The organism is Lichenicoccus sp. (genome assembly GCF_965276875.1).
Taxonomy (GTDB): domain Bacteria; phylum Pseudomonadota; class Alphaproteobacteria; order Acetobacterales; family Acetobacteraceae; genus Lichenicoccus.
In genome coordinates, this window is sequence record NZ_OZ255701.1 from 1,663,210 (window position 1) to 1,684,934 (window position 21,725).

22 protein-coding genes are annotated in these 21,725 nt (G+C 67.2%); 16 read left to right on the forward strand and 6 right to left on the reverse strand.

From position 1 onward, the window contains the following. From ACQY4K_RS08040 to tam, 9 genes are all read left to right on the forward strand, one after another. A complete protein-coding gene (locus ACQY4K_RS08040; protein WP_428395009.1) occupies nucleotides 1-2,265 on the forward strand; it encodes an NADP-dependent malic enzyme in 2,265 nt (754 codons plus the stop codon). Continuing rightward, the gene (locus ACQY4K_RS08045) at nucleotides 2,266-4,404 is read left to right on the forward strand and encodes a penicillin acylase family protein (protein WP_428395011.1); all 2,139 of its coding nucleotides are present in this window, start codon (nucleotides 2,266-2,268) and stop codon (nucleotides 4,402-4,404) included. It begins immediately after the preceding gene. After that, nucleotides 4,382-5,938 (forward strand): GH3 family domain-containing protein, encoded by a 1,557-nt coding sequence (locus ACQY4K_RS08050; RefSeq protein WP_428395013.1) that lies wholly within the window; start codon nucleotides 4,382-4,384, stop codon nucleotides 5,936-5,938. Before ACQY4K_RS08045 ends, ACQY4K_RS08050 begins: the two co-directional genes overlap by 23 nt. Further along, entirely contained in the window at nucleotides 5,935-6,855 is a 921-nt protein-coding gene (locus tag ACQY4K_RS08055; protein WP_428395015.1) for an alpha/beta fold hydrolase, read from the forward strand. The genes ACQY4K_RS08050 and ACQY4K_RS08055 overlap by 4 nt, the downstream gene beginning before the upstream one ends. A 61-nt stretch (nucleotides 6,856-6,916) precedes the next feature. Then, nucleotides 6,917-8,212: an MFS transporter gene (locus ACQY4K_RS08060; RefSeq protein ID WP_428395017.1), complete on the forward strand. Its 1,296-nt coding sequence runs from the start codon at nucleotides 6,917-6,919 to the stop codon at nucleotides 8,210-8,212. 447 nt (nucleotides 8,213-8,659) lie between these two features. Beyond that, nucleotides 8,660-9,691 (forward strand): substrate-binding domain-containing protein, encoded by a 1,032-nt coding sequence (locus ACQY4K_RS08065; RefSeq protein ID WP_428395019.1) that lies wholly within the window; start codon nucleotides 8,660-8,662, stop codon nucleotides 9,689-9,691. 22 nt (nucleotides 9,692-9,713) lie between these two features. Further along, nucleotides 9,714-10,805 (forward strand): ABC transporter permease, encoded by a 1,092-nt coding sequence (locus ACQY4K_RS08070; protein WP_428395021.1) that lies wholly within the window; start codon nucleotides 9,714-9,716, stop codon nucleotides 10,803-10,805. Next, on the forward strand, nucleotides 10,805-11,578 hold the full coding sequence (locus tag ACQY4K_RS08075; RefSeq protein WP_428395023.1) for an ATP-binding cassette domain-containing protein: 774 nt from the start codon (nucleotides 10,805-10,807) through the stop codon (nucleotides 11,576-11,578). The genes ACQY4K_RS08070 and ACQY4K_RS08075 overlap by 1 nt, the downstream gene beginning before the upstream one ends. Before the next feature lie 136 nt (nucleotides 11,579-11,714). Next, a complete protein-coding gene (tam, locus tag ACQY4K_RS08080; protein WP_428395025.1) occupies nucleotides 11,715-12,512 on the forward strand; it encodes a trans-aconitate 2-methyltransferase in 798 nt (265 codons plus the stop codon). 12 nt (nucleotides 12,513-12,524) lie between these two features. Here tam and ACQY4K_RS08085 read toward each other — a convergent pair whose 3' ends face one another. Together ACQY4K_RS08085 and ACQY4K_RS08090 are read right to left on the reverse strand one after the other, a co-directional pair. Next, nucleotides 12,525-13,676, reverse strand: a complete 1,152-nt coding sequence (locus ACQY4K_RS08085; protein WP_428395027.1) for a fumarylacetoacetate hydrolase family protein — start codon at nucleotides 13,674-13,676, stop codon at nucleotides 12,525-12,527. Beyond that, nucleotides 13,673-14,461, reverse strand: coding sequence for a FadR/GntR family transcriptional regulator (locus ACQY4K_RS08090; protein WP_428395028.1), 789 nt, complete (start codon nucleotides 14,459-14,461; stop codon nucleotides 13,673-13,675). The genes ACQY4K_RS08085 and ACQY4K_RS08090 overlap by 4 nt, the downstream gene beginning before the upstream one ends. Before the next feature lie 212 nt (nucleotides 14,462-14,673). Here ACQY4K_RS08090 and ACQY4K_RS08095 point away from each other — a divergent pair, with 212 nt between their 5' ends. Then, complete coding sequence (locus ACQY4K_RS08095; protein WP_428395030.1) at nucleotides 14,674-15,102, forward strand: RbsD/FucU family protein; 429 nt, start codon at nucleotides 14,674-14,676, stop codon at nucleotides 15,100-15,102. 34 nt (nucleotides 15,103-15,136) lie between these two features. On the opposite strand, the gene ACQY4K_RS08100 is transcribed toward ACQY4K_RS08095, so the two are convergent. Then, nucleotides 15,137-15,892, reverse strand: a complete 756-nt coding sequence (locus ACQY4K_RS08100) for an SDR family NAD(P)-dependent oxidoreductase (protein ID WP_428395032.1) — start codon at nucleotides 15,890-15,892, stop codon at nucleotides 15,137-15,139. Next, nucleotides 15,889-16,725, reverse strand: a complete 837-nt coding sequence (locus tag ACQY4K_RS08105; protein ID WP_428395034.1) for an oxidoreductase — start codon at nucleotides 16,723-16,725, stop codon at nucleotides 15,889-15,891. The genes ACQY4K_RS08100 and ACQY4K_RS08105 overlap by 4 nt, the downstream gene beginning before the upstream one ends. Nucleotides 16,726-16,830: 105 nt before the next feature. On the opposite strand from ACQY4K_RS08105, the gene ACQY4K_RS08110 reads away from it, so the two are divergent. From ACQY4K_RS08110 to ACQY4K_RS08125, 4 genes are read left to right on the forward strand one after another with little or no spacing between them, the layout of a single operon-like run. Then, on the forward strand, nucleotides 16,831-17,751 hold the full coding sequence (locus ACQY4K_RS08110; protein WP_428395036.1) for a LysR family transcriptional regulator: 921 nt from the start codon (nucleotides 16,831-16,833) through the stop codon (nucleotides 17,749-17,751). Then, nucleotides 17,738-18,262, forward strand: a complete 525-nt coding sequence (locus ACQY4K_RS08115; protein ID WP_428395037.1) for a gamma carbonic anhydrase family protein — start codon at nucleotides 17,738-17,740, stop codon at nucleotides 18,260-18,262. The genes ACQY4K_RS08110 and ACQY4K_RS08115 overlap by 14 nt, the downstream gene beginning before the upstream one ends. Next, nucleotides 18,262-19,050: a heme-dependent oxidative N-demethylase family protein gene (locus ACQY4K_RS08120; RefSeq protein ID WP_428395039.1), complete on the forward strand. Its 789-nt coding sequence runs from the start codon at nucleotides 18,262-18,264 to the stop codon at nucleotides 19,048-19,050. Before ACQY4K_RS08115 ends, ACQY4K_RS08120 begins: the two co-directional genes overlap by 1 nt. After that, nucleotides 19,047-19,487, forward strand: a complete 441-nt coding sequence (locus ACQY4K_RS08125; protein ID WP_428395041.1) for a GNAT family N-acetyltransferase — start codon at nucleotides 19,047-19,049, stop codon at nucleotides 19,485-19,487. Before ACQY4K_RS08120 ends, ACQY4K_RS08125 begins: the two co-directional genes overlap by 4 nt. On the opposite strand, the gene ACQY4K_RS08130 is transcribed toward ACQY4K_RS08125, so the two are convergent. After that, on the reverse strand, nucleotides 19,441-20,028 hold the full coding sequence (locus ACQY4K_RS08130; RefSeq protein ID WP_428395043.1) for a nitroreductase family protein: 588 nt from the start codon (nucleotides 20,026-20,028) through the stop codon (nucleotides 19,441-19,443). The genes ACQY4K_RS08125 and ACQY4K_RS08130 overlap by 47 nt on opposite strands. Before the next feature lie 8 nt (nucleotides 20,029-20,036). Then, nucleotides 20,037-20,582, reverse strand: a complete 546-nt coding sequence (locus tag ACQY4K_RS08135; protein WP_428395045.1) for a glutathione peroxidase — start codon at nucleotides 20,580-20,582, stop codon at nucleotides 20,037-20,039. A gap of 125 nt (nucleotides 20,583-20,707) precedes the next feature. Between ACQY4K_RS08135 and hisB the strand changes: the two genes are divergently transcribed. Next, nucleotides 20,708-21,349: an imidazoleglycerol-phosphate dehydratase HisB gene (hisB, locus tag ACQY4K_RS08140; protein ID WP_428395047.1), complete on the forward strand. Its 642-nt coding sequence runs from the start codon at nucleotides 20,708-20,710 to the stop codon at nucleotides 21,347-21,349. Further along, on the forward strand, nucleotides 21,346-21,720 hold the full coding sequence (locus ACQY4K_RS08145) for a hypothetical protein (protein WP_428395049.1): 375 nt from the start codon (nucleotides 21,346-21,348) through the stop codon (nucleotides 21,718-21,720). Before hisB ends, ACQY4K_RS08145 begins: the two co-directional genes overlap by 4 nt. Nucleotides 21,721-21,725: the final 5 nt, after the last annotated feature.

Below are 21,725 nucleotides of genomic sequence, written 5' to 3' on the forward strand. Positions count from 1 at the left end.
ATGAACGATAATCCAAGAAACTTCACCGCCGAGGACGCCCTCGCGCTGCATGCCTCCGGCCGCCCGGGCAAGCTGGAGACACGCATCTCCAAGCCGCTGACGACCGCGCGGGACCTGTCGCTCGCCTATTCGCCGGGGGTCGCTGAACCCTGCCTGCGGATCGCCGCCGACCGCGATCTCGCCTATACCTACACCACCCGCGGCAACATGGTCGCGGTGATCTCCAACGGCACCGCGGTCCTCGGGCTCGGCAATATCGGCGCCCAGGCCAGCAAGCCGGTGATGGAGGGCAAGATCGCGCTGTTCAAGCGATTTGCCGACATCGACGGCATCGACCTGGAAGTCGACAGCGAGGATGTCGACGAATTCGTGAACTGCGTGCGCCTGCTCGGCCCCTCCTTCGGCGGCATCAATCTCGAGGACATCAAGGCGCCGGAATGCTTCATCATCGAGCAACGGCTGCGCGAGATGATGGACATCCCGGTCTTCCATGACGACCAGCACGGCACCGCCATCGTCACCGCCGCCGGCCTGATCAACGCCTGCCACCTGACCGGACGCGACCTCGCCAGCACCACCCTGGTGGTCAACGGCGCCGGCGCTGCCGGCATCGCCTGTATCGACCTGATGCTGACGCTGGGCATGCAGCGCGAGAACATCCTCGCCTGCGACACCAAGGGCGTGATCCGGCGCGACCGCACCGACCTCAACCAGTGGAAATCCGCACACGCCCGCGACACCGACCTGCGAACCCTCGCCGACGCCGTGCGCGGTGCGGACGTGTTTCTCGGCCTGTCCGCGAAGGGGGCGCTGACCCAGGAGATGGTGCGCAGCATGGCGCCCCGTCCCATTATCTTCGCACTCGCCAATCCGGACCCGGAGATCACCCCCGAAGAGGCGCGCGCCGCCAGCCCGGACGCCATCGTCGCCACCGGCCGCTCGGACTATCCCAACCAAGTCAACAACGTTTTGGGATTTCCTTACATCTTCCGCGGTGCGCTGGACGTGCGCGCCAGTTCCATCAACGAGGCGATGAAGGCCGCCGCCGCTGAGGCGCTGGCCGTGCTAGCGCGCGAGGACGTGCCCGACGAGGTGCATCGCGCCGCCGCCCGGCAGTTGCGCTTCGGACCCGACTACATCATCCCCAACGCGTTCGACCCGCGCCTGATCTCGCGCATCCCGCTCGCCGTGGCGCGGGCCGCGATTGAGAGCGGCGTCGCCCGCAAGCCGATCACCGACATGCGCCGCTACGCCCGCGAACTCACCGGACGTCTCGATACGGCCGCCAACGCACTCGACCTGATCATTGAGGGGGTGCGCGGCCAGCCCAGGCGGATCGTGTTCGCCGAGGGCGAGGACGAAAAGATGGTCCGCGCCGCCTGCCTGTTCCACAAGGAGGGCTTCGGCACGCCGATCCTGATCGGCCGCGAGGACCGTGTGCGCGCGGTGTTCGACCGGCTCGGCCTTGCCACCACCGGCATCGAGATCCGCAACGCGAGACTCTCGGCGATGGCCGACCACCACAACGCCCGCTATGTCGATTTCCTCTATGCCCGCCTGCAACGTCGCGGCTTCCTGCTGCGCGACGTGCAGCGCATGGTCAACCAGGATCGCAACGTCTATGCCGCCTGCACCGTGGCGCTGGGCGACGCCGACGGGCTGGTCACCGGCCTGACCCGCGCTCCCAGCCAGGCGCTCGAAGCCATCCGGCTGGCCATCGACGCCAAGCCCGGCGGCATCGCCTTTGGCCTGTCCATGGTGATCACCCAGCGCATGACCCTGTTCGTCGCCGACACCCTGATCCACCAGCAGCCCACAGCCGCCGAACTCGCCGCCATCGCCATGGGCAGTGCCGCGCGCACCCGGGCGATGGGCCAGACCCCGCGCGTGGCTTTGTGCGCGCATTCGAGCTTCGGCCTGCCGCCGCACGAAGGCTCGGCACGGATCGCCGAGGCGGTGCGGCTGCTGGAGCAGAGCCACGTTGATTTCGAGTTCGACGGCGACCTCAGCCCCGACGTCGCCCTCGATCCCACGCTGCGGGCGCTGTATCCGTTCTGCCGGCTGACCGGCAACGCCAATGTGCTGGTGATGCCGGGGCTGGATTCCGCGCATATCGCGGCCCAACTCGCCCCACGGCTCGGCGAGGGCCGGGTCATCGGGCCGGCGCTGATCGGGCTCGAACAGTCCGCCCAGATCGTGCCGATGGACGCCACCGTCTCCGACCTCGTGACCTTCGCCTGCCTCGCCGCGAGCACCGACATCTGAATGGCGGACCGGCACGCGCTGGCTCTGGTGGCACGGCTGCTCGCCCGTGCGCTGAGCCTGGGCGCGCCGCCGCCGCTCTCGACCGAAGCGCGGCTCGCCAACATCCCCGTGCGCGGCGTCCCCTCGCACGCGCCGGTGCACATACGCTGGGACCGCCACCAGATCCCCAGTATCGAGGCCGAAAGCCTGCACGATCTCGCGGTCGGGCTTGGCGTCGTGCACGCGCATTTGCGGCTCGCCCAGCTCGAGGCGATGCGCCGTCTGGCCACGGCGCGCGTCGCCGAGGCGATCGGCCCAGCCGGAATCGAACTCGACCGCGCCATATTGCTGATGGATCTCACCCGCGCCGTGCCCGAGATCGAGGCAAGGCTCCCACCCGCCACCCGGCTCTGGGGGAGAGGCTTCGTCGCCGGTATCAATCACATCATCACGCAGGCGCCGTCGCTGCCGCACGAGTTCCAGCTGCTCCGCCTGCGCCCGACTCCCTGGACCCTGCGCGACCTGCTCGCGGTCAGCCGTCTGGCCGCGACCGACATGTCGTGGCTGGTGTTTGCACGCCTGCTGCGCGCGCGCACGCGCCTCGATCCGGCGTCCTGGCGCGCACTCTGGCCGATGCTCCAAGCCGGCGACAACATCCCCTCACCCGGCAGCAATTCGGCGGCGGTCGCGGCCTCGGCGAGCGCCACCGGCGCCGGCCTGATCGCCTCGGACCCGCATCTCTCCGTGGCGCAACCGCCGCTCTGGCTCATCGCCGCCCTGCACGCCCCCGGGCTGGACGCGGTCGGCCTGATGATCCCCGGCATCCCGGCAATCGCGCTGGGCCGCAACCGCGCCCTCGCCTGGGGCGGCACCAACCTGCACGCGGCCAGCAGCGACCTCGTCGATGTCAGCGGCGAGGCCATAGACGAATGCGTCGTCAGCATCCCCGTCCGCGATGCCGCACCCGCTTGCCTGCGGCTGCGCCACACCCGCTTCGGCCCGGTGGTCAGCGACGGGCTGTTGCTGCGCTCGGCGTCACCGCTCGCACTGCGCTGGGTCGGACACCGCGCCAGCGACGAACTGACCGCGCTCCTCGGGATCCTGCAGGCGGGCAGCCTCGATCAATTCCGCGACGCACTCCGCGGCTTCGCGGTCCCCGGCCAGACCATGGTCGCGGTCGAGGCCGGGCCGCGTGGCAGCACTGGGCGCACCATCGCCGCCCACGTGCCACGCCGCGCCAACACTACGATGCCCGACCTGGTCACGACCCCGGACGCGCTGTGGGATCTCGACGACCTCGTCGTCGCCGCCGACTTTGCCGCCCCCATCGAGACCATCGTCGCCTCCGCCAACGACCGACCGCACGCCGCCCCGATATCAGTCGGCTTCTTCTTCGCCCCGCCCGACCGTGTGCGCCGCCTGCGCACCCTGCTCGAGACCGGCCCGATTACGGCCGCCACGATGGTCGACCTGCAACACGACGTGCTGCAGCCCGGCGCCCTCGCTTTGCGCGACCTGCTGCTGTCCCGCTGCCCGCCGCTGCCACCGCGCGACACACCCGCGCGCCGCGTCCTCGCCGAATGGGACGGGCGCTACGAGGCCGCATCCGCAGGCGCGCTGGTCTTCGAGGTGCTCACCGCCAACCTGGCGCGCCGGCTGATCCCCCGCACCCGCCTCGCCATCCTCGCCGCCGTCTGGAGCGGCCGCGGACTGGTCGGGCGCACCATCGCGCATGCCCCGCCCGGTGCCATACGCGCCGCTTTCGCGCACGCGGCACGCGCTTGGCGGCGTCACCATTGCTGGGGCGCCGCACACCGCATGGCCCTTCGCCACCCGCTCGCCGCCCTGCCGCTGATCGGCCGGCGCTACGCAGGCTGCACGTTCGCCGCCGACGGCAGCAACGACACCCTCAACAAAAGCGGCCACGGCCTGGTGTTCGGACGCCACCGGGTCACCTATGGCGCCGGCGCCCGGCATGTCTCGGATCTTGCCGACGACAACGCCAACCACTTCGTCCTGCTCGGCGGCCAGGACGGCTGGCTCGGCTCAGCCAACACGCTCGACCAGGTGGCTGTCTGGCGGAACGGCGGCAGCATCACCGTGCCGCTCGATGCGGCGCCGACCAGAGAGTGGCCCCATGAAACCATTCTTTCGCCCTGAGGGCTTGGACGCCACCCCCTTGCTGCGCGCGTTCGCCGAGCGGCGCCTGCGCACGCTCGGGCGGCAGGATCCGCTGCGCGCGCAGCGCCAAACACTACGGTCACTGCTGCGACGCGCGGCCCAAACAAGGTTCGGCTTGGATCACGGGTTTGCCCGGATCAGTTCGGTTCGTGACTATCAGGCGCTAGTCCCCTTGCGCACCTACGAGGATTTCTGGCGGGACTATTTCGCGCCGTCATTTCCAACCCTGCGTGACGTCACCTGGTCCGGGCGTATTCCCGCGTTTGCGCTGACCAGCGGCACAACCTCTGCCACAAGCAAATATATTCCGGTCAGCGCGGCGATGGCACGGTCCAATATCGGCGCCGGGTTCGATACGCTCGCGTTTCACCTGGCAAACCGCTCGCACTCACGCCTGTTCGGCGGTCGCAACTGCCTGCTCGGTGGCTCGACCGCGTTGCTGCGACTTGCCCCCGGCGTCGTCGCCGGCGACCTCAGCGGCATCGCCGCCGCACGCATGCCGCTCTGGGCAGGGCCGCGCGCCTTCCCGCCACGGGCGCTGGCCTTGACCCGCGACTGGGAAGCGAAGATCGCGGCCCTCGCACCGGCGTCGTTGGCACACGACATACGCAGCCTCTCCGGCACGCCAAGCTGGATGCTGCTGTTCTTCGCGCAGCTCGCGGCCCTGCATCCGCAACGGCCGAGACGGTTGGCCGCGTTCTATCCGAACCTGGAATTGGTGGTGCATGGCGGCGTCTCGCTCACGCCCTACCGCGACGCGCTGACCGAATGGCTGGAAGGCAGCCACGCCGAGACGCGCGAAGTCTATGCCGCGAGCGAAGGCTTCATCGCCATCGCCGATCGCGGCCCGGGCGATGGCATGAGGCTGGTCACGGACCGAGGCCTGTTCTTTGAATTCGTCGAGCCGAAGACTCTAGACGCCGCCAATCCGCCGCGCTTCTGGCTCGCCGACGCCAAGATTGGCGTGAACTACGCGCTGGTACTGAGCACCAATGCCGGATTATGGTCCTGCATCGTCGGCGACACGGTCATGCTCACCGAACGCAACCCGCCCCGCCTGCTGATCACCGGACGCATTGCCGCCACCCTGAACGTCTTTGGCGAACATCTGGTGGCCGACGAGCTGGACCGTGCCGTCACCGAGTCCGCACGCGCATTCGGCGCCAGCGTCTCTGACTACACCGCCGGACCGCATTTTCCCCCCGAGGCACAGCCACGCGGCGGCCACCTGTTCGTGGTGGAACTCGCCCGGCAGCAGCCGGACCAGCAAGCCTTCGCACGCGTTCTGGACCAGGCCCTTGCGCGGATGAACGCCGACTATGCCGATCATCGCCGTGGCAATTTCGGTATGCTGCCCCCCACGGTCTGTCTCGTCGCAACCGGTCGCTTCACTGCCTGGATGCGCGAGCAAGGCCGGCTTGGTGGCCAGAACAAGGTGCCACGCGTCATCAACGACCCGGATCGCTTCGCGGCGTTGCAGCTCTTCATGGGATGTGTGATCGAGCCGCAATGAAACCAGCAGCACCCATAGGCGCAGCCCTCGCGGGCGCCGTTGCCGCCTGGCTCTACACGCCGGATAAGTCGGCGGCGGCGCTTGAGAAGAAGTATCTTGATTCACCCGCCGATTATCGCGAAGTGGCCGGCATCCGCCTGCATCTGCGCGACACCGGCCCGAGCGACGCACCGGCGGTGATCCTGCTGCACGGCTTCGGATCGAGCCTGCATACCTGGCAGCCTTGGGCGGAAAGATTGTCCACCGACAACCGCGTCATCCGCTACGATCTGCCCGGCTTCGGACTGACTGGCCCGGACCCCAGCGGCGACTATTCCGACAGGCGCGGCATCGCCATCCTTGCCGCCCTGATGGACGACCTCGGGATCGCCAGGGCCAGCCTCGTCGGCAACTCGATGGGCGGCAAGCTCGCCTGGACATTCGCGGAAGCGCACCCCGACCGCGTTAGACGACTGGTGCTGATCGCACCGGACGGGTTCGCCAGTCCCGGCTTCGACTACGGCAAAGCGGCCCGTATTCCGCCGGCAGTACGGCTGCTCCCGTTCGTGCTGCCGCGTTTGCTGCTGCGATCGAGCCTGGCCCCCGCCTACGGCGATCGCGGCAAGCTGACGCGCAGCCTGGTTACACGCTACCGCGACCTGATGCTCGCACCCGGCAACCGGCGCGCGATGATCGCGAGAATGCAACAGGTCATGCTGGAAGACCCAAGACCCGCTCTCCGACGCATAAAAGCGCCGACTTTGCTCCTCTGGGGCGAGAAGGACGCGATGATCCCGATCGCCCATGCCCAGGACTATCTCGCCAGCTTGCCAAACGCGATGCTTGTGGCATTGCCTGGGCTCGGCCACGTACTCTTTGAGGAAGCCCCGGCGATCGCGCTCGTGCCAATCACAAGCTTCCTTGCAGGAAACCCGTGATTCGCATGCAGTCGGCAACATAAGCCCTGCCAAAAGGCAGACCTCGGCAAGGGAGGGTCATGTGAGTTCGTCATCACCATCGAAGCATTACACGCTGTATCTCGTGCTCATCGCGCTGGCCGGTTGGGCTCTCGCTTCTTACGACGTGAATCTTCTTGTCCTTGCATTGCCAGCCATTGCCAAGGGACTTCATATTTCACAGACAGGCGTGGGCATTCTCGGCTTCTTCGTCTATGCGGCACAGTTCTGCATCACGCTATTTGCCGGATACGGCATGGACCGCTTTGGCAGGCGTCGCGTCTGGATGTTCTGCCTGGCAGGGACGGCGATCTTCACCGGTCTCACCTACTTTGTGCAGAATTACTGGCAGCTGGTATTTGTTCGCGCTGTCGCGTCGGGTCTGGCCTATTCAGAACTCGCCGTGTCGATCACGATCGTCAACGAGCAGTTGCCGGCGCGCGGACGCGGGCTGCTCTACTCGATCGTTCAGGGCGGCTGGCCGCTTGGCGTCTTTCTCGCCTCCGGCGTCTACCTTGTCTTCGGCCAGTTCGGATGGCGCGTTGTTTTCCTGCTTGGCGTGATCCCGATTGTCGCCGTGATCGTCGGCCGTTTCTTTGTGCGCGAGTCGAGCCGCTATGAACATGTCCAGGAGGTCAAGCGCGCCCGCAGGGCTGGAGATGAGACGCGTGTGCAGGCACTGCTGGCGCAACAAAGCGTGGCCGTCGAGGAACTGGACCGCGTGACGATCGGCCAGCTGTTCGCGGCCAAAGGATATATCCGCAGGCAACTCGTCTGGCTTTCGATCACCTGGATCATCTACGGCACCAGCTATGTCGCAACCAATTTTTACATCACCTACTGGCTGACCAAGTTCAAAGGCTTTTCTTCGTCCAGCGCCAGCGTGTTGCTGTTGATATCGGGAGGCATCGGCTTCTTTTTCTACATACTGGGCGGCTGGCTTGGCGAGCGATACGGGCGGCGCGAGGTCATCATCGTGACGGGCGCGCTTGTGGCGCCGCTCAGCCTGCTGTTTCTCATCGCACAACAGTCATGGCTGGTGGCCGTTATCTACTTCCTGCTTTACCAGGCGACGAACGGCACCTGGTCCGGTGCTGGCTACGCCTATCAGGGCGAGAGCTTCCCGACCCGGGTCCGCGGCACGGCGATCGGCTTCCTCAGCGCGATGCAGGTGCTCGGCTTTGTTATCGGCACGCTGATCTGGACGGGTTTGAGCCAGACCAGCACACCCACGATCACCTGGCTCGTGCTCGCCGTACTGGTCTCGCTTGGTCTATGGACGACGCTGCTCCTGCGGCGGATCCCGCCGCACCAGGAGCTGGAGGAGATCAGCCAATAGCGCCCGCGTTTCCGGTGCGGCACAAGCGGGCTTGGCTCTCTTGCGAGGGGCGGCAAAACCGCCTACGGAATTGTCAGGCAAATGTTTTCACAATGAATCGCGGCTGCAACCGCGTCTGGCGCCCTGGTGGGAGAAAGCGCATGTCGGTCAGCCGAACGCCGGTATCCCGCGCGCCGTGGCATGGACCCGCGGCATCCGATCGAGGCGCCGGCAGGTCTGCGTCGTCGCGTGACCCCTCGGCCCACTCATGGAGTGCAGCCGCGCCGGGCGATTGGCGAGACCGCCGGTGGCATTCAAGCACAGCTATTCCTTTGGAAGTCGGACGCGACAGCGGGACGCGCGGCAGGGCGAAGCCGCCGCTTATCATGTCCAGCCGCGTATCATGCCCATAGGGCCACGCGCGGCGCCCGCGATCACTTTGCAGACCAGACAGTCCAGGAGCGACATATGACCAAGAAGAACCTTCTCGCCACCGTTGCCGCCGCAAGCGTCGCGGGCGCGCTTGCCGCGAGTGCCGCGGCACAAGCGGCCCCGGTCGAAGCCTGCCTGATCACCAAGACGGATTCCAACCCTTATTTCGTCACCATGCGCACGGGTGCGAAGAGCGAGGCCAGGAAGCTTGGCGTCGATCTCAAGACCTATGCGGGCAAGTATGATGGCGACAACCAGACCCAGGTCTCCGCGATCGAGAGCTGCATCGCCGACGGCGCCAAGGGCATCCTGATCACGCCATCGGATACCAAGGCCATCGTGCCCACCGTCGAGAAGGCGCGCCAAGCGGGGCTGCTCGTGATCGCTCTCGACACCCCGTTGAGCCCGGTGTCGGCTGCCGACATGACGTTTGCCACCGACAATTTCCAGGCCGGCCGACTCATCGGGCAATGGGCCCACGCCCATCTCGGGGACAAGGCCCGCGATGCCAAGATCGCGATGCTCGACCTCGCGGTTTCACATCCAACAGTCGGCTTTGACCGCGACCACGGCTTCCTCTCCGGCTTCGGTGTGAAGATCGCCAATCCGGAGCAATTCAACGTGCCCGATCCGCGGATCGTCGGCCATGCCGTGACCGGCGGCGCCGAAGAAGGCGGACAGAAGGGAATGGAGTCGCTGCTTGCGCGCAACCCGGACATCACTCTCGTCTACGCCATCAATGAACCCGCGGCCTTTGGGGCGTATCAGGCGCTGAAGTCCGTCGGCAAGGCGGGTGACGTGACGATCGTCGCGATCGACGGCAGCTGCACCGGCGTCAAAGGCGTAAAAGCCGGCATGATCGCGGCGGATTCACAGCAATATCCGTTGAAGATGGCGGCACTCGGCGTCAAGGCGATCGCCGATTTTGCCAAGACCGGACAGAAGCCGCAGGCCAGCGCGGGCAAGGATTTCTACGACACCGGGACCAAGCTGGTCACGGCCCATCCTGAGCCGGGCGTGCCTTCGATCACGCCGGCCGAGGGTGCGAAACTGTGCTGGGGCAAGTAACGCAGGACGCCGGAGGAAACCGATGTCCACCATGAACGAGGGCCAATCCGGCTTTGAGGTCGGGGCGGCCCCGGGGGCGTCCAGGGGGAGTGAGACGGTCGCCGAGTTCGTCCACCATCGGACGCCGCTGGAGCGGTTGCAGCATGTGCTGCATGAAACGCCCGCGCTCGCGCCGCTGCTGGTTCTGGTCGTCTCGCTGATCGGCTTCGGCATCCTTGTCGGTGCGCGCTTCTTCTCCGCCTATGCGCTGACGCTGATCCTCCAGCAGGTGATGATCACCGGCATCGTCGGCGTTGCCCAGTCGCTGGTGATCCTGACCGCGGGCATTGACCTCTCCGTCGGCGCCATCATGGTGTTGTCGACGGTGATGATGGGTCAGTGCGCGTTTGCCTACGGTCTGCCGGCCTGGCTCGCGATCGTGTGCGGCTTCGGGCTTGGCACCGCGGTCGGCGCGCTGAACGGCGTGCTGGTTGCGTTGATGCGGCTGCCGCCCTTCATCGTCACACTCGGCACCTGGCAGATCACGCTCGCCGCCAACTACCTCTACTCGCAGAACCAGACCATCGGCGCCGCACAAATCGAGCTGCAGGCGCCGCTGCTGGGTTACCTCGGCAGCACCTTCAGACTCGGCGGCAAGGGTGGTGCGACGTTCACCTATGGCGTGGTGCTGATGCTGGCCCTGGTGCTGCTGTTCGCCTACATCCTGCGCCATACCGCATGGGGCCGGCACGTGTATGCCGTGGGCGACGACCCGGAGGCGGCCGCATTGGCCGGCGTGCGAGTCAAGCGGATGCTGGTCAGCGTCTATGTGCTCTCGGGAATGATCTGTGGCCTCGCCGGATGGGCGTTGATCGGGCGGATCGGCGCGATCTCGCCGAATTCCGGCCAGTTCGAGAACATCAATTCAATTACCGCGACAGTCATCGGCGGCATCTCGCTGTTCGGCGGCCGCGGCTCGATCCTCGGCATGATCTTCGGGGCGCTGATCGTCGGCGTCTTCACACTTGGTCTGAACATGTATGGCACCGATCCGCAATGGACCTACCTGCTGATCGGCGCGCTGATCATCACGGCGGTGGCGGTGGATCAATGGATCAGAAAGGCGGCGGTTTGATGCAACCGATCCTCTCGGCCAGCAAGCTGGTCAAGCGCTACGGCCGCGTCACCGCGCTCGACCATTGCGACTTCGAGCTCTACCCGGGCGAAATCCTCGCGGTCATCGGCGACAACGGCGCCGGCAAATCCTCGCTGATCAAGGCGGTCTCCGGCGCGGTCACCGTCGACGAGGGCGAGATCTTCCTCGACGGCAAGCAGGTCCGCTTCGCCTCGCCGCTCGATGCGCGCGCGGCCGGCATCGAGACGGTCTATCAGACGCTCGCCATGTCGCCCGGCCTGTCGATCGCCGACAACATGTTCATGGGTCGCGAACTGCGCAAGCCGGGCTTCATGGGAACGGTGTTCCGCAAGCTCGACCACGCCGAGATGCAACGTATATCCCGCGAAAAGCTTAACGACCTCGGTCTGATGACGATCCAGAACATCAACCAGGCGGTCGAGACACTCTCGGGCGGCCAGCGGCAGGGTGTCGCGGTCGCCCGCGCGGCGGCCTTCGGCTCGAAGGTCATCATTCTGGATGAGCCGACGGCAGCACTCGGCGTGAAGGAGTCGCGCCGCGTGCTGGAGCTCATTGCCGACGTGAAGTCGCGCGGCATCCCGATCATCCTGATCAGCCACAACATGCCGCATGTGTTCGAGGTGGCCGACCGGGTGCACATTCACCGGCTTGGCCGACGGCTCTGCGTCATCGATCCGAAGCAGCACAGCATGTCGGACGCGGTCGCCTTCATGACCGGAGCCCGCGTGCCCGACGAGGTGCTCGCCGCCTGACCGGCAGAGAACGACGTCAAGCATCGAGCTCAGGAGCCTGTCGTTAGCCTTCCGCCGACGGTGTCGTAATCGGCGCTTCGAGCACGTCGCGCCATTTTGAGTCGCCATGATCGAGGGCGACCGGAGAGGTAATGACATGACCGATGGCACCGAAGGGAGCGAATGGTCCGCCGCGCAATATCTTGCGTTCGAGGCGGAGCGCACGAGGCCGGTCTACGAGCTTCTCGCCCGCGTAAACAACCGCGAGGTGGCATATGCCGCCGATATCGGTTGCGGTCCGGGGAACTCGACGGCAGTGCTGCGCCAGCAATTTCCGCACGCCGCGATTATCGGCCTGGACAGCTCCGCCGACATGATCGCAGCGGCGCGGGCGCGTCTGCCTGACATCCATTTCGAACTGGGTGATATCCGGCCGTGGTGTGACACCGGCGGCACCTTCGATCTCATTCTGGCCAATGCGGTGCTGCAATGGCTGCCGGACCATGCCGCCCTGCTTGCTTCGCTGCTGGGCAAGCTCGCACCGCTGGGGAGCCTGGCCGTACAGATGCCGGACAATCTCGAAGAGCCGGCGCATCTGGCCATGCGCAAGGTCGCCGCCGACGGCCCCTGGGCGGATAGGCTGGCGGCGGCCGCGGCCGCGCGAACCGTCATCCATGATGCCGAGTGGTATTTCCGCGCGCTGCGCGCGCTTCACGCGGGAGTCGAGATCTGGCGCACCACGTATTATCACCCGCTCGGCGGCGCAGCCGCGGTCATCTCGTGGTTGAAGGGCACCGGCCTTCGCCCCTATCTCGCCCGGCTCGCTGCCGGCGAACGCGGCGACTTTCTCGCTTGCCTCGAGGCCGAGATCGCACAAGCCTATCCCACTGCCGCGGACGGCACGTTGCTGCTGCCGTTTCCGCGGCTGTTTTTCGTGGCGAACCGAACCGGCTGAACGTACCTCCCGTTAGGGCACCCTCGCGTCGCCCAACAACCCGCGGGCGGCGAAATTGCGCATCAGGCTGCCGATCCCAAACGACCAGGGCAATGCGGCCTCCGAGTGGGTGACATGATTGATCAGCCGGCCGAGACGCGGGCAGGCGATCTCGACCCTGTCGCCTGGCTTGTGGGTAAAGCCGCTGCCGATCTCGCCGCGATCCTGCGTCGGCGCGAACAGGGTGCCCAGGAACAGCATGAAGCCATCCGGATACTGGTGGTGGTCGCCGATCGTCTGGGCGACCAGTGCCTCGGGGTCGCGGCTGATCCGGCGCATGGTGCTGTGCCCGGTCATCGAGAAAGCGTCCTCGGCGCCATCCACACTTAGTGTGAGATCGAGGCCGCTTATGTCGTCAAGGGTGAAGTCCGCATCGAGCAGGCGCAGGATTGGGCCGATCGCGCACGAGGCGTTGTTGTCCTTGGCACGACCGAGCAGCAGCGCGCTGCGGCCCTCGATGTCGCGCAGATTGACGTCGTTGCCGAGTGTCGCCCCCTGGATGCGGCCGCGTGCGTTGACCGCCAGTACCACTTCGGGTTCCGGGTTGTTCCAAGCGGATTGGCGCAAAACGCCGATGGCAGCACCGTGGCCCACGGCCGAGAGCACCGGCGCCTTGGTAAATACTTCGGCGTCCGGACCGATGCCGACTTCCAGATATTGCGACCACAGGCCTTCGGCGATCAGCACCTGCTTGGCGCGTGCCGCTTCCGGCGAGCCGGGCCGCAGCGACGACAATGTCTCGCCCACGGCTTGTGTCAGATGCGCGCGCAGCGTCGCGGCCCGCGCGGGGTCGCCGCCGGCGCGCTCCTCGATGACCCGCTCGATCATGCTGTCGGCGAAGGTGACGCCGCAGGCCTTGATCGGCTGCAGGTCGCACGGCGCCAGCAGACGCTGTTGGTCGAGGATTTCGTTGAGCGGCCAGGAGCGATGGCCGGGAAGTGCGGCGAGCCGCGCCGCGGGATCGTCATGCGCGAGCAGCATCGACAGCGTCGGTCCGGCTTCGGTAACGTCGACGAGCCGGTCGCCCTGGACATGCACCAGGCAGGGTCCGCCACAGGCGGGATCGAACACGCGGCCGACCAGGGTGGCGCGTGCGTGATCGTCCGGCAGGATGGTCTCGTTCATGACAGGTCCGCTTCATTGCTGGGCGCGATCTCGCGCGAGAAGAGTGCGATCACGGAGTCCAGATGGGCAGCCATCGCGGCGTGCGCCGCATCGGGATTGCGCGCCAGGATCGCTGCCAGAATCGCCTCATGCTGGTGCTCGGAACGGCCCGGCATGTCGGCCGGCGCATACAGCCGCTGCAACCGCCGGAAGAGGAGGACGCAGCGCCCGAGCAGAAGCGTGATGAACATCTCGAACGCCGGATTACCGCTGGCCCGGGCGATCCGGATGTGGAACAGCCTGTCGCCGCTATGGGTCACCGAGCCGGCGCGGTTGTCGGCGCGATTCTGCCCCAGGGCATCGGCGATCGCGCGGCACTCGGCCGCATTGGCCAGGCTGGCGGCGAGTGCCGCGGTGCATGGCTCGACCAGCCGTCGCGCCTGCAACAGCGCAAACGGCGGCACCTCGCTGTTCAGGTCGAGGCGGGGCAGGTCAAGGTGGAGAGCAAGCTGCGGATCGGCCTGCACCGGTGGCAGGCCCATCTCGAACGCAGCACCTGGCCGCAGGCGTTCGGCTTGCGGCAACACCGTGACACCGATGCCGACACGCACCGCAACCAGTCCCATGACCTCAAGCGCGATGACCGCCTCGCGCACCGACGAGCGGCTGACCTTGAGACGCGCCGCCAACTCGCGCTCCGCCGGCAGCATCGTGCCGGGCGGATAGCCACCGCCGGCGATGAGTTCGGCGATCTCGGCCGCAATCTGGTGATACAGCCGGTGCGTGGCGACGGCAGGCTCGGCCATGCTCGGGCTCCTTCTGGTGCCCTGCTTAGACCCGCGATCGCCCGGTGTGAAGCGAGTGGTCCGGCCAATGGACAATTGCGCGGACCACTGCTAGAATGTGCGCCTTGATACAGTTTTCAGGATGCCAAAGTCTCTTAACTCGGGTCCTCACGTCCCGGGAACTGGACGGGTCGGACGCCAGGCCAACCCCGATCGATCTGAAAGGACGTCCAATGACCATGCTGCGTGGGATCGATCCCCTGCTCACTCCGGACCTGCTGCACAGCCTGGCCTCGATGGGCCATGGCGACCGGATCGCCATCGTGGACGCGAACTTCGGCGCCGCTGGCCGTGCCCGGCGCGTGCATTACGTCTCCGGCAGCGACGCCTCGTCGGTGCTGCGTGCTGTGTTGTCGCTGATGCCGCTCGACGATTTCAGCGAAGACGCGGCGGTCACCATGCAGGTGGTCGGCGACACGTCCGCGGTTCCACCGGCGGCGGCGGATTTCGCGACCATCCTTGACATCCACGACGGCCCCGCCCCGGTGGCCATCGAGCGCTCCGCCTTCTACGACATGGCAGGTGCCGCCTTCGCCGTTGTGCAAACCGGCGAGCGGCGGCTATACGGCAACATTATTCTGACCAAGGGCGTGATCCGCTAGATCATCCGCCCACCCGACGGGAAAGCGGCCATCATCATCGGGCCGTGTAGCCACCGTCCGCCATCACCAGTGTGCCGGTAATGAAGCTTGCGGCCGGTGCGGCGAGGAATGCCACGATTTCGGCAATCTCGCCGGGCTGAGCGACCCGGCCCAGGGCATGCGCATCGCCGTAACTGGCCAGGGTCGCACGGCTGTCCTCGACGATGTCTTCCAGGATGTCGGTCTCCACTACGCCCACGCCCACAGCATTGGCACGGATGCCGTCTCGTCCATGCTCGATGGCGATGGTCTTGACGAGTTGCGCGATGGCGGCCTTCGAGGCGCCATAGGCCGCCGTCTGGTCGAGAGCGACGACGCTGGCCACCGACGCCACGGTGACGATCGCGCCACCACCGCCTCGCCGGACCATGGCGCGCACCGCTTCGCGCGCGTGGAGGAAGTTGCCGCGCGCGTTGGTCGCGGCAATCGCGTCCCACTCTTCGGCGGTGGTTTCGAGGAACGGTTTGTTGAGCGAGCGGCCGGCATTGTTGACGAGGATGTCGAGCCCGCCGAACCGTTCGCTCGCCAGGGCCACGGCCGCGCGTGCGCTCGCCTCGTCGCTGACGTCGCCGGTCAAGATGGCCACCTTGTCGCTCGCCAACGCGCGGACATCCTCGCGCCGATCGCTGGCGACGATCAACGCACCGCGCTCGCCGAGCACACGCACGATCTCACGCCCGATGCCGCGCGCGGCACCCGTGACGATCGCGACCTTGCCCTCAAGGCTCCAGCTTTGGGGAAGCGCGATCATGACGTCTCTCCCGGGAAGTCCGTGCCTGTCGTGACGCTCTCCCAGCAATCCATTTCCTCGCGCATGGCATCCAGCTTCACGCGTGTCCGGGCCAGGGCATCCGAGCCGAGCAGCAGGTGCAGCGGTGGGGTGTCGGCCTCGACCGCCGCGATGATCGCCTGTGCCGCGCGCGCCGGATCGCCGATCTGGCGGCCAGCCATCGCGTCGAGATGATCGAGCGCGCGGCCGACCGTGGCCTCGTACGCCCTGGCGACGGCACTGCCGCTGCGACGGATCGAGTGATCGCTGAGGAAGTCCGTCCTGAAGCCGCCGGGTGCGACCGCCGTGACCTTGATGCCCAGGGGCGCCACTTCCTGCGCCAGGCTCTGCGACAAACCCTCCATGCCCGACTTTGCCGCGGCGTAGAGGCCTGACGAGGCCATCGGCGCGCGTCCGGCGATCGAGGTGATGTTGACGATATGCCCCGATCCCTGTTGGCGCAGGCGCGGCAGCGCGGCACGGATCAGGCGGAACGGCCCGACCAGGTTGACCGCGAACAATCGCTCGACTTCGTCATCGGACGCGTCCTCGATCGCGCCGAGCAGGCCGTAGCCGGCATTGTTCACCAGGACGTCGACGCGGCCGGTGACGCTGAACGCCTCGGCGACGACGCGTTCCACCGCCGCCGGATCGGTAATCTCCAGACTGCGGAGGTGGAGCGCGCCGCGGCCGGTCTCGATCGCGGGCGCGCCCTCGCGGACAGTGCCGATGACCGTGTCGCCACGCTCCAGCGCAGCCTCCGCGAGTGCGCGGCCGAGGCCGCGCGAAATGCCGGTAATGAGCCATGTCTTCATCTGTCGTCTCCTTTCGCCTGAGAGATGGCGGCTGTTGCCCATCCGGATAATGGACGACCTCCTAAACAGGCTTGTAAGCCTGGCTTCGCGGTGGTGAGTTTCCGCATGATCCAGACGAACGATCTTGGCGGCTTGCGCGCCTTCGTCACGGTGGCCGAACTTGCGAGCTTCAGCCGCGCGGCCGAGGGGCTGGGCGTGTCGTCATCAGCCCTCAGCCAGACCATCCGCGGGTTGGAGGAGCGGGTCGGCACGCGCCTGCTGCATCGCACCACACGCAGCGTCTCGCCAACCGAAGCCGGTGCCGCTCTGCTGTCCCAGGTCCGACCGGCCCTTGCGGCCCTGGAGAGCGCATTCGATCACGCGCGCAGAGCAGGACGCGGGCCTTCCGGCACCGTGCGCGTGCATTGTTTTCGCGCCGCCGCCGACCTGTTCATCGCGCCGATCCTGGCATCGTTCCACGAGGCGTACCCCGATATCGTCCTCGATCTGACGGTCGACGATGCGGTCGTCGATCTGGTGCAGGGCGGGTTCGATATTGGCGTCAGGGTCGCCGAACTGATCGAACGCGACATGGTGGCGGTGCGGCTCGGTGGTGAGATGCGCCAGATCGCTGTCGCGTCCCCCACCTACATCGCCGCGCATGGCACGCCACAGACGCCCCAGGATCTATTGCGCCACCGTTGCATCCGCTGGCGTTGGCCGGGACAGACGACGCCCTACGCCTGGGAGTTCCATGAGAGCGGCCGCTGGTTCTCGATCGTCGTCGAGGGACCGCTGATCGCCAGCAGCCGCGAACTTGGGCTGCGCGCGGCACTTGACGGAGTGGGCATCGCCTTCGTCAGGACAGATTCGGTGGCGGGTGAAATCGCTCAGGGACGGCTCCTGCCGCTGCTGGAGCGTTGGTCGGCGCCGTTCGCCGGGTTCTTTCTGTGCTACCCGCAACAGCGGCATATGGCACCAGCAGTACGCGCCTTCATCGACGAACTTCGACGAGCAAATGGGAACACACGTGATGCCGATTTATGAGCTTGCCGGCCGTCAGCCGACGCTTCCCGACCGGTTCTGGATCGCACCCGACGCCCACGTGATCGGCGACGTGGTGCTCGGCGAGGATGTCAGCATCTGGTTCGGCGCCGTCCTGCGCGGCGACAACGACCTGATCGAGATCGGCGCCGACAGCAATATCCAGGAGGGGGCGATGCTGCATACCGACACGGCACTGCGGCTGGTCGTGGGACGTGGCGTCACTGTCGGCCACCATGCGATCCTGCATGGCTGCACAATCGGCGACAACAGCCTGGTCGGCATGGGAGCGACCGTGCTGAACCGCGCGCGCATCGGCGCCAACTGCCTGATCGGCGCCAACGCCCTGGTGCGCGAGGACGCCGCGTTCGCGGATGGCAGCCTGATCCTCGGCGCGCCGGCACAGGTCAAGCGAATGCTGACGGACAGCGAGATCGCGGGCCTTGCGGAATCGGCCCGGCACTACGTGGCGCGCGGGCGGCATTTCGCGGCATGCCTTACCCGGCTTGATTGATGCACCTGCCCTTCGAGGCCGGCTCGTTCCGCATGGCGATGGGTCTGACCGCGGTCGCAGAAGCCGATTGGTTGGAGGCCGACGACGCGGTGCCGGCGCAGATCGCCACGCGCGTCGCCCTGATCGCGCGCGATCCGGACGCGGTGATCGCAGCCCTGCCGGGAACCGAGGCGATGCAGCACGAGCTGCTGGAGATGCTGGCGGCACATCTGCGGCTGCCTTGGCCGGCATGCGACCGTGATCCGCTGGCCATCGTTGGCGGTCTCGTCGCCGAGGATTTCTGCCTGCTGCGCGCGAGCGAGGACGGGCCGGTGCTGGTCGCGGCGGTGCTGTGCTTTCCCGCGCGCTGGCGTCTTGCCGAAAAGCTCGGCCGGCCCCTGGCCGCGGTGCACGCGCCGGTGCCGTTCTACGGCGAGCGCCTCGCGGGTCCGGTCGATCGCTTCCTCGACCGCCTGCAACCGGGACGGATCGCCGTCCGGCTGAACTGGTCGGTAGTGGACGATCCGGCTTTATTCCAGCCGGCACCAGGGCCTGCTAAGACGGGGATCACCGCGGCGAACGCCGGCGAGCGGCTGTTCCTGCGGGTGGAGCGGCAGAGCTTCCGGCGCCTCCCGCGCACCAATACAATCGCGTTCGGCATCCGCACCCATGTCAGCCCGCTGGCGCGTGTGCGCGATGCCGGCGCGGCCGCCCGCCTGAATGACGCGGTGCGCGCAATGCCGGACGACATGCTGGCCTATAAGGGCATAGCGCCGTTCCGCGCGACACTGCTCGGCTATCTGGCATGAGCATCGTGACCGCGGCTTACGGCGACGACACCTGGCACGCGATGGTCGCGCTGCGACGGCGCGTGCTACGCGCGCCACTCGGGCTGGACTACGACCCAGCGCAGCTCGACGCCGAACGCGACCAGCTGCATCTCGCCGTGATCCATGACGGCATGGTCGCCGGCACGCTGCTGATCGTGCCGCCTGACCCGCTTGGCACAGGCCGCCTGCGGCAGATGGCGGTCGCGCCGGAATTGCGACGTCGCGGCTTCGGGGCGGCTCTGGTGCGCCATGCCGAGGCGCTGCTCGGTGGAATGGGGGCGGTGTGCATCGGGCTTTCCGCCCGCGAGAGCGCCGTGGCGTTCTATGAGGCGCTCGGCTTTGCGCCTTGCGGCGCGCCCTACGTCGAGGTCACGCTGCCGCATGTTCGGATGGGCAAGCGCCTTTCCACTCCGTGACGTGCGCGGTCAGCGCCGGCCGCCCGGGAGCGGCGACAGTGCCAGCCGGTGTGCCAACCAACAGGAAGCCGAGCAGCCGATCCGGCGGCGCCAAGCCAAGTGCCGCCGCCACCGCCGGATCGGCGGCGTTCGCGCCACTGACCCAGATGGCGCCGAAACCGAGCGCGTGCGCCGCGTTCAGCAGGTTCATCGCCCCCGCGCCGACGGCCAGCAGCTGCTCGGCCACCGGCACCTTGTGGCCCTCGCGGATGCGCGCCCCAAGGGCGATCACCAGCGGCGCGCGCAGGAATTTGCCGCGCTGCTTGTCGATCAGCGGCGCCGGTGCGTCGGGGTCGCGCGCGCGCAGCGCCGCCTCGATCACGTCGGCGAAGGCCGCGCGCGCCGCACCGCGGATCAGCATGAAGCGCCAGGGTGCGAGCCCGCCATGGTCGGGCGCGCACAGGCCTGCTTGCAGGATACGATCGAGCGCCTCACCAGAGGGGGCCGGCTCGGCGAGGGCTCCCACCGAGACGCGCGAGAGCAGGGTGTCGAGCGCCTGCACCGCGGGCCTCAGGCGGCGAGTTCGGCGGCGATCGCCTCCGTCACCATCGGATCATCCGGGGTGATGTCGGGCGCAAAGCGCGCCACCACCTTGCCCTCGCGCGAGATCAGGAACTTCTCGAAATTCCACAGGATCTCGCCGGGCGCGGGATCGACCCCGTGCTTGGCCAGGCGCTCTCGCATCGTGCCTTCGGATTTCTCGGCGGCGTGCGGCACAGCCGTGGTCAGCCCGGCATAAAGCGGGTGCCGGCCCGGCCCGTTCACCTCGATCTTGGCGAACAGCGGGAACTCGACGCCGTAGTTGGTCTCGCAAAAGGCGGCGATCTCGCGCTCGTCGCCGGGCTCCTGGCCGCGGAACTGATTGCAGGGAAAGCCGAGCACGGCAAAGCCTTCCGGGCTGCGCGCGGCGTGCAGCGCCTGCAGCGCCTCATATTGCGGCGTCAGCCCGCATTTGGAGGCGACGTTGACCACCAGCAGCACCTTGCCATGAAAGGCACGCAGGCTGGTCTGGCTGCCGTCGATGGTCTTGAGCGGAATATCCTGGATGACTGGCACGGCGTCTGTTCTCCCCTGCGACGTGACGCGCACGCTAGCGTGGCCGGCGGGCGGTGGCTATGCCAGGCCCTGGCTAAGGCGGGGCCTTGGCGAAGGCGGGCAGCTTGCTGTAAACACTGCCTCCTATGGACAGCCATCCCGGGACCGAGAACCGAGGGTTTGGGGATCAGGGGCAGGCGCTGCGGCGCGGGCAGGTCCATCGCGTCACGGGCGAGACCGACATCCGGCTCAGCCTTGCGCTCGACGGCACCGGTGTTGCGCAGATCGCCAGCGGCATCGGGTTCCTCGACCATATGCTGACCGCACTCGGGCGGCATGCTCTGTTCGATCTCGAGATCGCGGCGAGCGGCGACCTCGGCGTCGATTTTCACCATACCACCGAGGATATCGGCATCGCGCTGGGACAGGCCTTCACCCGGGCGATCGGCGACAAACGCGGCATCCGTCGCTATGGCCATGCGCTGGTGCCGATGGACGAGGCGCTGTGCGAGGCGGCGATCGACATCTCCGGCCGCGCCTTTCTGGTCTGGGACGTGCGCTTCTCGCGCGACAAGGTCGGCTCGATGGATACCGAACTGTTCGAGGAGTTTTTCCGCGGCTTCGCGTCCAACGCCGGTCTCGCCTTGCACGTCACGCAAAAGGCCGGCCACAACAACCACCATATCGCCGAGGCCTGCTTCAAGGCGGTGGCGCGCGCCCTGCGCCAGGCGAGCGAACCCGATGCGCGCGCGGCGGATGCGATCCCCTCCACCAAGGGCGTGCTGTGAGGCTCTACAGTACGCATTTTCGCGCTCAAGCGGCCCCGGTGCTGGTCAAGGAGGGCTTCTCCTGGCCGTGTTTGTTCCTGGGCTGGATCGGGTTGTTGCTGTCGGCGAGCTGGATCGCCGGGCTGCTTGCGGGTGCGGTGTTCCTTGCCTTCGGCGGCCTGCTTCGGCCGCTGCATGGGATGTTGCATGCAGTTTGGCCCGTTTTCGCCGGGTTGCAGGTGCTGCTGGCGCTGTTCGCCAACGATCTGCGTCGCTGGGAACTCGGGCTGCGCGGATTCGTGGCGGGGCCTCTGGTAAGCGGGCATGACGCCGACGCCGCCCTGGTGCGACTGCTGGACCTGCGTCCTGACCTGTATTCTGGAACCGCGTGACGCGG